This is a genomic window from Chryseobacterium sp. HR92 (assembly GCF_045689405.1).
GTDB classification, from domain to species: Bacteria; Bacteroidota; Bacteroidia; order Flavobacteriales; family Weeksellaceae; genus Chryseobacterium; species Chryseobacterium viscerum_A.
The window spans coordinates 4,742,416-4,757,424 of the sequence record NZ_CP139139.1 but is presented as its reverse complement, the minus strand read 5'-3'; the positions used below and the strand labels follow the sequence as shown (position 1 = coordinate 4,757,424).

At 35.5% G+C, this 15,009-nt stretch carries 15 protein-coding genes; 8 read left to right on the top strand and 7 right to left on the bottom strand.

The features are described from left to right. Nucleotides 1-340 precede the first annotated feature (340 nt). From SFA27_RS21565 to pth, 6 genes are all read left to right on the top strand, one after another. Entirely contained in the window at nucleotides 341-1,162 is an 822-nt protein-coding gene (locus tag SFA27_RS21565; protein ID WP_047376455.1) for a hypothetical protein, read from the top strand. A 2-nt stretch (nucleotides 1,163-1,164) separates the two neighbouring features. Next, nucleotides 1,165-1,983: a hypothetical protein gene (locus SFA27_RS21560; protein ID WP_407294796.1), complete on the top strand. Its 819-nt coding sequence runs from the start codon at nucleotides 1,165-1,167 to the stop codon at nucleotides 1,981-1,983. Between the two features lie 8 nt (nucleotides 1,984-1,991). After that, a complete protein-coding gene (locus tag SFA27_RS21555) occupies nucleotides 1,992-2,729 on the top strand; it encodes a hypothetical protein (protein ID WP_407294794.1) in 738 nt (245 codons plus the stop codon). Between the two features lie 152 nt (nucleotides 2,730-2,881). Then, a complete protein-coding gene (locus tag SFA27_RS21550; RefSeq protein ID WP_407294792.1) occupies nucleotides 2,882-3,754 on the top strand; it encodes a hypothetical protein in 873 nt (290 codons plus the stop codon). Between the two features lie 100 nt (nucleotides 3,755-3,854). Beyond that, on the top strand, nucleotides 3,855-4,787 hold the full coding sequence (locus SFA27_RS21545; protein WP_047376462.1) for a hypothetical protein: 933 nt from the start codon (nucleotides 3,855-3,857) through the stop codon (nucleotides 4,785-4,787). An 86-nt stretch (nucleotides 4,788-4,873) separates the two neighbouring features. Then, nucleotides 4,874-5,437: an aminoacyl-tRNA hydrolase gene (gene pth, locus SFA27_RS21540; protein ID WP_047376464.1), complete on the top strand. Its 564-nt coding sequence runs from the start codon at nucleotides 4,874-4,876 to the stop codon at nucleotides 5,435-5,437. Nucleotides 5,438-5,575: 138 nt separating this feature from the next. Here pth and SFA27_RS21535 read toward each other — a convergent pair whose 3' ends face one another. The 4 genes from SFA27_RS21535 to SFA27_RS21520 all read right to left on the bottom strand — a co-directional run bounded on the left by SFA27_RS21535 (nucleotide 5,576) and on the right by SFA27_RS21520 (nucleotide 8,992). Then, a complete protein-coding gene (locus SFA27_RS21535; RefSeq protein ID WP_047376466.1) occupies nucleotides 5,576-6,211 on the bottom strand; it encodes a carbonic anhydrase in 636 nt (211 codons plus the stop codon). Nucleotides 6,212-6,263: 52 nt separating this feature from the next. Then, the gene (locus tag SFA27_RS21530; protein WP_047376468.1) at nucleotides 6,264-7,856 is read right to left on the bottom strand and encodes a SulP family inorganic anion transporter; all 1,593 of its coding nucleotides are present in this window, start codon (nucleotides 7,854-7,856) and stop codon (nucleotides 6,264-6,266) included. A gap of 146 nt (nucleotides 7,857-8,002) precedes the next feature. Continuing rightward, nucleotides 8,003-8,302 carry a hypothetical protein gene (locus tag SFA27_RS21525; RefSeq protein ID WP_047376470.1) on the bottom strand — a complete coding sequence of 100 codons (300 nt, stop codon included), beginning with the start codon at nucleotides 8,300-8,302 and terminating at the stop codon, nucleotides 8,003-8,005. A 21-nt stretch (nucleotides 8,303-8,323) separates the two neighbouring features. Further along, nucleotides 8,324-8,992, bottom strand: coding sequence for a carbonic anhydrase (locus tag SFA27_RS21520; protein ID WP_047376472.1), 669 nt, complete (start codon nucleotides 8,990-8,992; stop codon nucleotides 8,324-8,326). A 385-nt stretch (nucleotides 8,993-9,377) separates the two neighbouring features. On the opposite strand from SFA27_RS21520, the gene SFA27_RS21515 reads away from it, so the two are divergent. Both SFA27_RS21515 and SFA27_RS21510 read left to right on the top strand, forming a co-directional pair. After that, a complete protein-coding gene (locus tag SFA27_RS21515) occupies nucleotides 9,378-10,505 on the top strand; it encodes a helix-turn-helix domain-containing protein (protein ID WP_407294786.1) in 1,128 nt (375 codons plus the stop codon). A gap of 136 nt (nucleotides 10,506-10,641) precedes the next feature. Next, the gene (locus SFA27_RS21510; RefSeq protein ID WP_047376476.1) at nucleotides 10,642-11,247 is read left to right on the top strand and encodes a DUF2306 domain-containing protein; all 606 of its coding nucleotides are present in this window, start codon (nucleotides 10,642-10,644) and stop codon (nucleotides 11,245-11,247) included. Nucleotides 11,248-11,271: 24 nt separating this feature from the next. Here the strand turns inward: SFA27_RS21510 and SFA27_RS21505 are convergent, their stop codons facing one another. The 3 genes from SFA27_RS21505 to SFA27_RS21495 all read right to left on the bottom strand — a co-directional run bounded on the left by SFA27_RS21505 (nucleotide 11,272) and on the right by SFA27_RS21495 (nucleotide 15,007). Beyond that, nucleotides 11,272-12,663 (bottom strand): phosphoethanolamine transferase, encoded by a 1,392-nt coding sequence (locus SFA27_RS21505; RefSeq protein WP_407294782.1) that lies wholly within the window; start codon nucleotides 12,661-12,663, stop codon nucleotides 11,272-11,274. A gap of 626 nt (nucleotides 12,664-13,289) precedes the next feature. Further along, nucleotides 13,290-13,847, bottom strand: coding sequence for a serine O-acetyltransferase (locus SFA27_RS21500; RefSeq protein WP_407294780.1), 558 nt, complete (start codon nucleotides 13,845-13,847; stop codon nucleotides 13,290-13,292). Between the two features lie 11 nt (nucleotides 13,848-13,858). Beyond that, on the bottom strand, nucleotides 13,859-15,007 hold the full coding sequence (locus SFA27_RS21495) for a glycosyltransferase (RefSeq protein WP_407294778.1): 1,149 nt from the start codon (nucleotides 15,005-15,007) through the stop codon (nucleotides 13,859-13,861). Nucleotides 15,008-15,009 lie beyond the last annotated feature (2 nt).

Here is a 15,009-nt window from a genome sequence, read left to right as displayed (position 1 = left end):
TAAAAGGAGTAGAAAGCGTATAAAAATCTTAAATTTTTATACGCTTTTTTGTGATTGTTATCATGTTTTTGTTGAGTAATATTCCTTGAGAAGGGAATTAAGGCCTTTGTAAGGGGTTTAAAATCACTTTTTAATGATTAAAAATATTCTGTGGATTCCCGTACAGTAAGGGTTTGAGACGTTAATGGATTTTTTTTAAATGTAAAAAGTGGAGTTATGTAGAAATAATTCTACTTTTATGTGTGATTAATTCTATGTTGTAATGTGTTTATTTCTATAGGTTTATGGATATGTAACTGGAATTTTTAGGACTTCATTGTGTACCTTTGCAGTCCTTATTATGAAAAAAATTATATATTGCTGCGTGGCTGGACTTCTTTCATTCTATGCCAATGCACAGGTGGGAATAGGTACTACGAAACCTAAATCTGTTCTTGATGTGAATGGAAAAACCACCTTAAGAAAAGAACTTAGAGTAGGCGGGACTTCAACTCAGGCTGGAAATGCCGGGTTAAACGGCCAGGTTTTGGTTTCTCAGGGGGAGGGTTTGCCTCCCGTGTGGAAGTCTTTGAACATTTCCTTTATGGAAGAGGGACAGTATAAGTTGATCAACTCTTATCTGTCGTCAGATCAAGCTGGTATTATATCACTTACCAATGGTACTGCTGGTGATGGTATTTATAAAAACAGTGTTGGAGATAATATTACTGATGCAACAAAAGGAGTCTGGAAAAAGATTGATGGTCTTAAAAATACCTTTACCATCAAAAATGGTAAAAACAGACTTACCTATCAATTTCAGACAGGAGTTGAAATAAAAGCACCTACGTCTACTACAATAGAAAGTGTAAGATTTACCTGCGGTGTTTTCAGAAATGGAACGCTGGTAGCTGTACGCCCGGATAGAATTGCTTCCAACAACAACAGCGGAAAAAATGGTCTTCAGGACTATATCTTTACCCTTAATTATACCGAACAGAACGTTCCCGTTGGAGCGCATACGATTGAGATTGCATGCAGAAAAATTGATACTTCAAATTCTACATCACAATTTGCTATCGGACGTGATGTACAGGCTTCAAATGGAGCTTCCAGTGCATTTACTTTGGAATCTACAATGAAAATGGACGTTATTGAATACGTGAGCTATAAAACAAACTAATGATGAAAAAACTATTATCAACACTGTTTCTGACCATTGGGCTTTTGATTTCAGCTCAGGTAGGAATAAAAACAGAGGCTCCAAAAGCAAATCTTGATGTGAACGGAGATCTTAACTTCAGAAATAAAATTGCGGTCCTTAACGCTACAGATAACTCAATTTCTCAAGGAAATAACGACCAATTACTGGTTTCCCAGGGAGAAGGCTATGCCCCGATCTGGAAATCACTTCGTATTCCTGAATATGAGCCTAATAAATTTTATCTGATCTACAACAACTCTTTTTCAGATAAAGTAGGGATTTCATTTACTTCTTCTGATGATTCCTCAGTAAGTTTGGCCTCAAGAGGAGGGACTTTTACCAAAGGAAAAGAGATCAGCAGTCTTACTAATTTTAAAAAAATAAATAATCTTTCGCAGGTGATCAGTGTATTCAGTACTCAGAGCAAGGCTTATTTTCAATTTGAAACTGTTGTACAGGCAGACTTCGGAGCAGTAGGGTCTACAGATACTTCAATAGATTATGCCTGTGGTATTTTTGTAGACAACAAACTGGTGAATCTGAGACAGAGAAACTTAAAAGCAATCAGTACTTCATATCCTTTTCTTACCCATACTCAGATTGGTATTGTAGATAATCTTGCGAAAGGAGATCACACCGTAGATGTGGCCTGTACAAGATTGGGTTCTTATGGAGCAGCCAGCAATACCCTTACGATAGGTACTAATGTATATAGTAATATTAATGGCTTTATTTCACAGTCATCTCTTAAAGTAGATGTGTATGAAGTTCCAGAAGTGTTTAACACCATTATAAACTAAAGCGGATTATGAAAAAAATATTATTTGTAGCATCACTTCTGTTAGCTGTTGCAACTACTGCCCAAGTGGGTATTAACACTCCTAATCCGACTAATATGCTGGATATAAACGGAGACCTGAATGTTAGAAAAGAATTAAGAACAGGAGGTACAGATGTACTGAGAGGATCTGCCGGAACAGCAGGTGATATATTTCACAATAACGCAGAACTGATTACAAATGACTGGAAGGCGATAAAAATTGCAGATGGGCAGGGAAGTATGTCTGTTTTTTCAATTAATACCGTTGCTGATAAAACAGGAGTTACTTTTGTTGCACCAAACGGAGCTACTACTCCTTATAACGATGGTGATGCTTTAGCAGGGAACTGGACTGTGCTTCCCGGAGCAGTGGATACATTTTCTGTAACCAATATGGTGAATAAAGCTACATTTTCTTTTCAGACTACGGTTCAAAAAACAGGAACAAGTTCTGCGAGTTTTGCCTGCGGTATTTTTATAGATGACAAACTTAGAGCGGTAAGAACAGATGTTTTATTAGGAGATAGTGGTGCATACAAGATTTTTAATCTTAATGCTACTCTTGCAAATCTTACTCCTAAAAACCAATATAGTGTGAAAGTGGCCTGCATTAAAAGAGCGATCTCAGGAACAACTCTTGGAATAGGAAAAGCTGTTGATGCTACTTATCTTAACAGTGATATGTCACAATCCGTTTTGACAACATCTATCCTTCAGCCTTATTAATTTTTATGATAATACAATAATTAGAAATCTAAAAACGTTATGTTTTTAGATTTTTTTTGTTTATTAACTCTATTTCTTGTGAATTTGTCCATATAAATTGAAGTGTATTATCGAAAATTGAATTATATTTGGGCAAGCTAAAAAAATTCTATATGGTAAAAAACTATTTTTTTAAAATATTTGCCGGTATTGCTTTTCTTGGGCTTCTGACAGCATGTACTACTACTTCAGATCCCACAGAATCTATCCCGAACCCTGATGATGGACCGCCGCCTAAAAAGGTTTTAGCAAAGGTTAGTGCCAATAATATTTCTCAGGAAGAATATGTTACAGCAGCAGTGACCGGAGATCTACAGACTGCAGTCTCTAAAGATGAATCTGCTTCAGGTGCTTTTTATACAGGAACGATAACGTATACCAATAAAAATATTACTAAAATTAAATATGTAAGTTCAGCCGCATCAAGTCTTGCTTATGAATTTAATATTGTTCCTGATGCTACAGGTAAAAAGATTTACAATGCCACTTCTACTACAACGGGTGCCACTCCAGCAGCCTCTGTTATAAGTGACTATACTTTTACTTATAATCCAACTACCAATAAACTTACTAAGATTCTTGAGAAGAGAAAAGAAGGCGGAATCAGTGCTTATAACAAGTTTATAGACTATACATTTACGTATAACGGAGAAAATGTTATTCAGGTAGTTTGTTCCAAAGGAATATTGGATATCAATGGAGCCCCGAATATGGGTACAGCAGTGGTAAGCAAGTATAGCTTTCAGAACTATGACTCTCAGAAAAGCCCTTACTCTACACTTCCAACGGTGTATTTCATCACACGAAGTCTGATAAACCCGGCTCAATTCTATAAGACTTCTCCGAATAATCCTACTTCAATGTTCATAGAACTGCCGTCACCGACTGCTCCTGTTAATACAGCTCAGAGTTATTCTTATGATAATCAGGGGTATGTGGTGATTGAAAAAAATCAGAATGTTACTTTTACTTATAAAAATTTATAAGAGAAAGATAATTATTAATCTTACCAGAATATAACATAATCATATAATTTTTAGGTAAAAAAAAATTATATTTGTCAAAAAAATAATCAATTACAAGGAAATGAAGCAAATTTTCTATTTTATTTTACTAATCGCAGGGTTCTCCTCAATACATTCCTGCAAGGATATGCTGGATGAGGATGGAAATCCATTGTTAGATCTTAACAATACAGGAGGATTAAGCGGCCCCAGAGCATTATACAGAGAAATTACAGATAAAGATACTATCGCAGAATATCAGTATAGCGGACTTCTTGTGACCAAAGTAATCACAGACAGTGCCTCAATTACTAATATTATGTATAGTGGAGATAAAATCAGCCAGATTAATTTCAACGGCTTTTTGGATCTTGACGGAAACGGAAAACTGGATAAAGACAGTGTATCATACACTCAGTTATTCACTTACGGAAACAATAGCAAGCTACAATTGATTTCTGAAAACCGTGCTATCTTCAGAAGACCTCCGCCAGTACCACCGGCAACTACTCCGGGTCCGCAGACATTACTGAAAAAAGAGAAAAGCCTTTATACTATTAAATATAGTACAGCTACTGGGAAACTTGATTCTATCATCATGAAGAATGGTCCGGATGTAGCAGGAGTGCCACTTGCTTTCACAGATTACTCTAAAACAGCTTACACATATGTAGGAGACAATGTATCTAAAGTGGTAAGAAACTATGGAACAATGACTGGAGGTGCATTCGGTGCTGTTACAGGAAAGTACAGCTATGAATACTACGCTTATGACGATCAGGTGAGCCCGTTCACTTTGTTGCCACATGTATACAAGATTTCAAGACTATTATCTACAGTAATCAATGATAAAGAAAGTCTTATTTTATCTCCAAACAATCCTAAGAGATGGTCGGTGACAGATCTTTCGCCACCTATCCCAACTCCGATTGTAAAGAGTACCAATTACGTTTATGATCCTCAGACTTATATGACAAAAGGATATGGCGTTAATTACATCTACAAACCACAATAGAAGACTTTTTTAACAATATTCAAACTCAATCTTTCATAAGGTTGAGTTTTTTATTTTTTATCCCTTAATTTTGCAAAAAATTTCTGATGAAATATTTAATCGTTGGGCTTGGTAATAAAGGCTCAGAATATGAAAATACACGACATAATATAGGCTTTAAAGTAGCTGAAAAAATAGCGGAAACTCTTGAAGTACCATTCAATACCTCCAACTTTGGCTGGCTGGCAGAAGGAAAACATAAAGGCAGAAAAGTTTTTATCCTTAAACCTGATACTTATATGAATCTTTCCGGAAATGCTGTGAAATACTGGATGCAGAAAGAAAATATTCCTTTGGAGAATGTACTGATCGTTACAGATGATCTGGCTTTACCTTTCGGAACTTTAAGATTGAAAGGAAAAGGGTCTGATGCGGGCCATAATGGGCTTAAAAATATTAATGAAGTACTGCAGACTCAAAACTATGCAAGGCTGCGTTTCGGAATCTCTGCTGATTTTTCTGCAGGGCGGCAGGTAGATTATGTATTAGGAACCTGGAATGAAGAAGAATCAGAAAAGCTTACAGAAAGAATTGAAACTTTTTCCAAGGCGAGCCTTTCTTTCGTTTTTGCAGGCTTGAACAATACAATGTCTGCCTTTAATGGGAAATAGAAAACAGATAGCAGATTCCAGGTAACAGGAGAGTCTCACTTTTATTTGCCCGGATCTAAATCATGATAAAAAATAAATGCCATCGAATTTCGATGGCATTTTCTGTAAATTATAATTGAAATTTAATGAGTGTATCTTTTATAACCAACTTACTGCACCTGTTTCAACATCGTAATTGGCCCCAACAATTTTAATTTTACCTTCTGCTTCAAGGTTTTTAAGTGTTGAACTTTGTTTACGGATATCATCAATTGCATTTTTTACATTTTGTTGATTAAGCCTTTCCAGAAGCGAGCTGTTTTTTGATGAGCGTTCCTCATTCTCTTCGATAATATCATCGATGATAGGGTTGAAATGATTGATCAGGTGGTTAAGATTATCCATTCCCAATCCTTCAATTTGTGCTGCGTCAAGACCTCCTTTCAAGGCTCCGCATTTCGTGTGTCCTAAAACTACAATAAGTTTAGAGCCTGCAACGTTACAGCCAAATTCCATAGATCCAAGAATGTCCTGATTAACAAAATTACCGGCAATTCTGATACTGAAAACGTCTCCTAATCCCTGGTCAAAGATAAGCTCTGCAGAAGTGCGGCTGTCTATACAGCTTAAAACTACAGCGAACGGCCACTGCCCTTCACGGGTAGCATTCACCTGTTCAAGAAGGTCTCTGTTTGCCTTAAGGTTGTTTACAAATCTTTGATTTCCTTCTTTTAAGAATTCTAATGCTTTCTCTGGAGTGATTGTAGACTGGGTTTCGTATGTATGTGCTTTCATGTTATGTATTATTATCAAATTTAAAGTTAAAAAAATTAATTATAAATGGAGATTACATGGCTCTTTTGTGAGTAACCAGAATATGGGAGTCCTCACTTCTTTCGTAATCTCTGTATGAAGTTTTAAAGCCTAGAAGTTCGACGTTGATGTCCTGTTCCTTTGCGCGGATATTGGCAAAATCCTGAATCATTTCCAGTACATCTGTTGCAATGTAAGAAGTGCTTCTGGCATCAATGATGACTGTAGAACTTGGTTTTATATTTTTAAGTGTTTTTTTGATAGCTGCCTTATTTAAAAATGAAACTTCTTCAGCCAGTTTTATGTTAATTCCATCCGCATCATCCAGCCTTTCTCTGCTTAAATAATAAGCTCTTTTCATATTTCCCTGAAGAATATAGAAAACAGAGATGGTAAGACCGATTCCTACTCCTTTTAATAAATCTGTTGCTACAACAGCTACAACCGTTGCTACAAAAGGGATAAACTGGAATTTTCCTAAATGCCAGAAATGCTTGAATGTAGCTGGTTTTGCCAATTTATATCCTACTAAAATTAATACCGCAGCCAAAGTAGCTAATGGAATTAAATTTAAAATAACAGGAATAGAAAGTACACAGATCAATAAAAAGATCCCGTGAATAATAGCTGAAACTTTAGAAGTTGCTCCTGCATTAGCATTGGCAGAACTTCTTACCACAACAGACGTCATTGGAAGCCCGCCGATAAATGAGCTGATAAGGTTCCCGATTCCCTGAGCTTTAAGCTCAAGATTGGTATCCGTAATTCTTCTCTGTCTGTCTAATCGGTCTGACGCCTCAATACAAAGTAACGTTTCAATAGAGGCTACAATAGCAATAGTAGCACCTACGATCCATACTTTAGGATTGGTAAAACCATTAAAATCAGGAGTGGTAATCAGGTTCTTGAAATCATCAAAAGACTGCGGAACAGGTAAAGAAACCAAATGCTGGGTTTCAATAGCCAGAGAACTCCCGGACATTTTAAAGAGCTGATTCAACAGAATACTTACAATTACTGCAACCAAAGCTCCCGGAAGCATTTTCAGTCTTTTCAGAACGTGGATTTTATCCCATGCGATAAGAATAGCTACAGAAATCAAAGTGATAACGATAGCTCCCGGATGGATCGCTCCAAATAATTCTGTAAAATATCCGAAATTTAAGCCATTATCAAAGATAGATTCATGACCTTCATAATCTTTATCAAATCCTAAAGCATGCGGAATCTGTTTTAAAATAATAATGATTCCTATGGCGGCAAGCATTCCTTCAATCACGTTATTCGGGAAATAGTTGGAAATACTCCCGGCTCTTACAAATCCTAAAATCAATTGAATAAGTCCCGCAATAATCCCTGCACAAAGGAAAAGTTCAAATGCGCCAAGATCTGTTATAGCTGTTAAAACAATTGCCGTTAAACCCGCTGCAGGCCCGGAAACTGAAATATTAGAATTACTGATTGTTCCTACTACCAGGCCACCTACAATACCGGAAATAATACCGGATAATGGGGGAGCACCTGATGCTAAAGCAATTCCTAAACACAACGGAAGTGCTACTAAAAATACCACGAGTCCTGAAGGAAAATTCTCCTTGATTCCTCCTATTAATGATGTCTTTTTCATAATGTGAAGCTGTAAAGTATAACCGCCTTATTTGTTTTTAAATAAGTCAATTATAAGAGTTGAGAAAAAATAATTTTTAAAGTACATGGGTATCCGATATCAAAAAATGATATGGAAATAGTATCAAAAAAATCTAACTATAGGAGTTACGCTTCCGGAGGGGGAGAAAATATAGTAAGTAAGGGTGAAAGATGAAAAGAATCATCTATCAGCACAAAAGACATGCCCTGAGTGTCAGGTTCAGAAAACTTCAGATAGTCGAAAACATCTAAAGGTTTCGGAATCGTCTTTTCGTAAACAATAAATGAAGACGGGTGAGAATGTGGTTCTTCTTCGTTGATTATGATATTCGTTCTTGCAATATCCCAGCCCGCTACCGCAGCAATGCCTGGCAGCGCTGTAAAATTCAGAAAAAACGTTAATACAATAATACTCCAGAATTTCATTTTACATTCTTTTTAGAAAAACTACTTCGTCTTTCTGCTCATTACCCAATCTGAACTTGTAAGGTTGTAGATCTTTTGGATGTCTTTTAAAATTTTCTCAAAATCAATTTCCAAATCTATGATCTTACCTGTTCTAAGGTCAAATACCCAGCCGTGCACAATAGGTTGTTCTTCTAAAATATACCTTTCCTGTACGCAGGCCATTTTGATCACGTTGATGCACTGCTCCTGAACATTAAGTTCTACAAGTCTGTCATAACGCTTGTTTTCGTCTTCAATAGAATCCAGCTCTACCTGATGTAATCTGTAAACATCACGGATGTTTCTCAGCCAGGGATTCAATAATCCCAGATCCTGAGGAGTCATCGCTGCTTTTACACCACCACAGTTGTAATGTCCACATACAATAATGTGTTTTACTTTCAGATGTTCTACAGCATATTGAATAACTGCTGTGGAACTCATATCTAAAGTATTGACAACATTAGCAATGTTTCTGTGAACAAATACCTCACCCGGTTTTGCTCCCATCAATTCTTCTGCAGTAGCTCTACTATCTGAACATCCTATGTAAAGGAATTCCGGATGCTGAGTTTTTGCAAGTTCCTGAAAGAAGCTGGGATTTTCAGCTACTTTGGATTCTACCCATTTTTTGTTGTTTTCAAAAATAACCTCGTACGATTGTGACATAATTTTAAATTTTTAAAAGTTTATAATTATTTATTTCGTTTAAATTATTTCCAAAATCAATAGACTAAATCAATAATTGTGCAAAAATATACTTTTTGTTAAAAAGTCAATCACTTTTAACAAAGTTTAATATTAAAATATGCTTAAAATCATATCTAATATTCCGATATACTTTGCTTTACGGCCATTAGGCTCTATATGGTAATCCAAACGTTTAAAAAACATGATAAAATTACGAAGTATAAATTAAAATTTGAGATTTGTGAATTAAAATATTCTTAATTATTTATCCGTATTTTTTAATATGCTTGAGAAGAGTTGTTAAAAAACGATCACATTGTGTAAAAAATGAATAATTTAAAGGTTTGATAAATCTATTCACTGAATGTCTGATTCTGGATTACAATCTTTACCATCAATATTTTATCTGGCAGGAGTTTTTGCTGCTTGTTTCTCTTCTCTTCTGATTATAGGAAAGCGTAAAAAAATAATGGCAGATTATGTATTGGCTGCATGGTTTCTGATTATAGGGCTACATCTCATATTATTTATTCTGTTTTTTTCTGGTAACTATTTGAAATTTCCTTATTTCCTGGGATATGAAGTTATTTTTCCTTTTATTCACGGGCCAATGCTGTATTTGTATGTTCTGTGTGTTACAGGAAAAAATCCAGGTGTAAAGATATGGCTGCTGCATGGTATTCCTGTTCTGATGATCTGCCTGCTACTATCCCAGCTTTTGATGTTGTCTCCATGGGATAGACTTGCTGCTTATCAGAGCGGAAATAACAGGTATAAGTTATTGAGCAGGATCCTCAAATATCTTATGATCTTATCAGGAATAATATATGTTTCTTTAAGCCTTCTTGCTGTCAGAAGATATACAAAAGGTATATCCAACCAATATTCCAATACTGAGAAAATCAATCTGAACTGGCTGTATTATCTTATTGCAGGGATAGCTCTGATATGGATAGCCGTGATTATAAGAAATGATATTCTTATTTTTTCCTTAGTTGTTCTCTTTATTGTAGTGGCGGCTTACTTTGGAATCAGTCGTGTAGGGATTTTAGATATACCGGTTATTACTAATATACCGGATGAAAAAGAGACTGATAATGAAGTTGTTAAATATCAGAAAAATTCTCCTGGAGATGAGATTATACAATCTATTTATAAAAAACTTGTGTATAAAATGGTACAGGAAAAGCTATACAAAGACCCGGAACTTAATCTGAACGCTGTTGCCAGACTATTAGATGTTCATCCCAATCTTTTGTCTCAGGTTATTAATTCTATGGAGCATAAAAACTTTTATGATTATATCAACAGACAGCGTATTGAAGAATTTAAGCGTACTGTTGTGCTTCCGGAAAACCAAAAATACACGATTCTTTCATTAGCTTTTGATTGTGGGTTCAATTCCAAAACTTCTTTTAATAGAAATTTTAAAAATTATATGAATTGTTCACCAACGGAGTTTTTAAAAAGCCAAAGTATCCATATGGAATAACTTATTGCTGATATTTTGATGATTTCATGTCAAGCAGCTTATTATGAGTATTTTATAAATAGGTGCCGCCTTTCATTTTGGAACAGATGAAGCTTTTATAATCCTCATTTTTACAAAAAAATTTAATCAGATCTCTATGAAAAAATTACTGTTTGTAATCATGTGTGTGCTGGCATTACTAATTGGAGCTTATCCTCTTATTTATGCTTTTGTGGAACACAAACATACCTTTTTAGGTTCCAAATCTCCTGAAGTACTTTATAATATTATCTGGAAAACAGCTTTTTTTGCCCATATTATTTTCGGGGGGGTGGCTCTTTTTATAGGTTGGCGTCAGTTTGGTAGCTCATTCAGGAATAAATATATCAGGATTCATAGAAAAATCGGAAGTATCTACGTAATTTCAGTGGTTATAAGTTCTGTATCCGCTGTTTATATGGGTTTTTATGCTAATGGCGGACTGATTTCTGCAATGGGCTTTATTAGTTTGGGATGTATCTGGCTGATGACAACTCTTGCTGCGGTTGGGCAGATAAGAAAAGGGAATGTTGTAATGCATCAACAGTTCATGATTTACAGTTACGCCTGTACTTTTGCTGCGGTGACACTGAGATTGTGGTATCCTTTGCTGACAAATATAACCGGTGATCCTGACAATTCTTATATTGCCGTTGCATGGTTGTGCTGGGTCCCTAATCTATTGACTGCTTATTGTATCAATAAAAGAATAGCTGTAAGATAATTCTTCTTTCACAAGAGGGAATATTTACTCTGGCAGTTCTCCATATTCCATACTTTTCATCTCTAAATTTAAATATTTATTTCCTTCATTTTTATAATGCTGAGGTACCTCAAGGCCCATGTATTTCATAATCAGAGGATAGATGTAAGTCGTTTGGGTCTGCTTGGTTTCATGTCCTGTGATCCTATATGCTGCAGGAACCTGATCACCATACCATACAAAAAACGGAACCTGGGTAGATTCTTTAGAGTCTATATGCAGTAATTTGTCACCCTGTATTTTTAGTCCATGATCTGAAGCGTAGATGACTACAGAATTGGTGTTTTTCAAAGTGCGGAAAATATTATTAAAAACATAATCTGTATATTTTATGGAACTGTCATAGCAGTTTAGATTCTCAGAATTCCAGTTGGGAGGAAGTCTGTTGCATGGATTGGGGTGGCTTCCCATGATGTGGAGAACCACAAATTTATTTTCTTTTTTCTGAATGACCTTTTCCAGTTCAGGAACAATCACTTCATCATAGCCGTTTACCCATTTTTTATTTTTAGACATAGAAGCGATGGCTGTTATTCCTCTTGCGCTCGCCTGTGTGCTGAGCCAGAAAGAATTATATCCGGTTTGGTTGGCCAGATTGATGATGTTGTAGGATAGTTTGTCATAGCGGTATCTGAATTCATCCGGATGAATGCTGGACAGCATTAAAGGAACACTTAGGTTGGTAATTCCTGCAGGAGAAACAGCATTGTCGAAAATCATCATATTTTCGGCCTGCTCATCTGTAAAAGGAGTAGTTTTCTTGTTGTAGCCATATAATGACATATTTTGCTTTCTTTCAGACTCACCAATGATAAGAATTACGTTTTCTATTCCGGGCTGTATTTTTTTGATATTGAAAACCGGAACATTCTTTTTGATTGCGTTAATGTCTCTTTGTATATTCAAAGCGGTATTGAAATCGGATAAATGATAGTAAACATTCTTAATCATCTTACCACCTCCTTTATTGCTTACATAGGTATGTTTAAGGTGATACCCGAATGGTAAAATAAGCCACAGTAATGCAATGATGATAAATTTAGCATCAATCTTGACTATATTTTTCTTTAGGTAATTCACAGAGTACAGTACCATTCCCAGAAAAACGAAAAACAAAATACCAGGAAGAATAAACATATAAGACATACTCATTGCCTCATCAGGATTAGACTCAAGAATACTGATAGCCATTCCTACATTAAATCCGGAATGGTAGATAAGAAAACAGGATACTGATATCAGAAAGTTAATGCTTAATAGTAAACAGAGAATAACAGCAATTACAGACGTATACTTATTCTTAAAAAGAAGTGCATTGAATACAAGAAACGAACAAAACATAATTCCATACTCAAAAATATTTCGGATACTATCCAATTTTTCGGCCCCGAACAGATTATCAAAGATATAAGGGAATGAAACCAAAAAACCTGTTAGGTATATTATAATGAGAAGAATTGGAATTATTTTTTTGAGCATGGTTGTATATATGTTTTCAGGGCTGTTAAGATCATTTTTTAATAATCTTTCTTAAGGGTCTTCCGGATGAGAGTCTGCTGAATATCAGAGTCATGTGTTGCATGAGAAGAATTAATGTTAGATAATAATTCTTACGGTTTACAGATATTGTATCAACTCAAAAAAGAAACTTTTGAAAGATAAATTGCTACAGTTACATATGGAGAGTTATTTCTTTCCGTTTAAATTTTCAATGAGTGTAGAAAACGTAACTATAGAGCTGATATTGCAGATAAAGAATGGGAATAATGAGGGTGTGTTTCTTTCATCAAAAAAATATTTTTTTAAATTAGTAATAAGCCAGGGTTGTGTTTTTAATATTAAGCGATTTTTTTCAGAACAAGTAACATTGAAGAATTGATTCCATCCAGATTTTAAAGCCGGACAATCATATCGTTATTTCATAACTAAACAATGCCTTTTTTACAAATGTACACGAAATTACCGATAAATGCAAGTAGAATTTTTACTATAAGTGGCTGGAATTACTGCACTTTACGGTTGATATAATCCATTGTGGCATTAGGGGTAGGGATGATTTTTGCAGGGTTTCCTATAACAACAGAATTGGGAGGAACATCAAAGTTGACATAAGAATTAGGAACTATCAACACATTATTCCCAATAGTAATAGCCCCTACAATAACGGCATTGGTGCCTATCCATACTTCATCACCTATAATTGGGGAACCTTCATTTTTTCCACGGTTTTGCTGGCCGATGGTGACTCCCTGTGCGATATTACAGTTTTTTCCAATAACTGTTTTCGGGTTGATGACAAGACTTCCCCAGTGGCCCAGATAAAAACCTTCGCCGATCTGAGTTTCAGGATAAATCTGAAATCCGTATTTGATCTGATAATGTCTTAATACAATTCTCCAGAAAATATTCAAAAGAGGATTCTCCTGATATTTCTGAGCCTTTCTCAAAATGTACACAAAATGGAGATTGGGATTAATACATTTTTTCCAGATCTGAAATGTTGAAAGCCACTTTCCGCTTTCCCGGTAAAAGTCTTTTTGAATGATAGAATAATCAGCCATTGTCAATGTTTTTATACTTCATCAATTATTTTCTGAAGGTGTTCCACGGATTTTTCCAGCACAAACGGCAGTTCTGTTGCTGAGATCTGTTTTTTATATTCTTCAGTTATATTTTTATCGGTAAGAAACTTTTTCATTCCTTCATATATTCCCTCCTCGGAATTTGGGGTGATATTGCCCAGTTTTCCATCCTGCAGAAGATCTCTGATACCGGAAATATCCGTTGCAGAAATAGGTTTGTTGAGGATAAGCGCTTCGGCAATGATCGTAGGGAATCCCTCATGTCGGGAAGACATGATATAGAAATCCGCTTTTTTCATATACGGGTACGGATTACTGCTGAAACCGAGCATTTTTGCAGTATCCTGAAGCCCCAGTGTATTGAGCTGATCCTGAGTTTTGTCAAAATCATAGCCGTCACCAATGATCAGAAGCTGATGTTTCAATCCTTCATCGATCAGTTTTTTATGAACGTTCAGCAATCTGTCATACCCTTTCTGAGGATATACCGTTCCCACCGTTACAAAAGTAGGAAGGTCACTGTTGAAAGGATAATCATTGACTTCAATATCGGCCTTTCTTAATGTGTCATTCTTGTCTATTGGATTAAAAATCTTGATTACAGAAGCCTTTTCAGCCTCATTTTTAGCCAGATTGTGCATTCCCTCCTGAAGTTTGTTAGAGATCACAAGAATTCTGTCAAACTTAAAAAACTGTCTGATGACTTCCGGAGTGTATTCTTTTAAATTGAAAATATCATTCTGTACCCAGATAATCTTTTTGGAATCTTTTTGAGGGCTGGACAGTATTTCCTGATGCATTGCATGAATAGCTGCAATCTCTACATCATATTTTTTATTTTTTAAAACAAATTTATAAAGAAGAGAAGGGAACCAGAGAAACATTTTCTGATAAAGAACCCTGTAAGCTTTCACAGGAATATCCTGCGGCCTGTTGGTCGTTATCATTTCTCCTTTTGTCAGATAGTATAAAGTTACCCACGACGGAACTTCTTTAATGTATAATCCTGAATATAGGTTCACCAGAAGATCTACTTCATATTTATCAGAAGGAAGGTTTTTCAAAAAGTTGATTAATACTTTTTCTGCACCACCATGACGTAATGAACCTATACGAATGAGGAGTTTTTTCTTTTTCAATT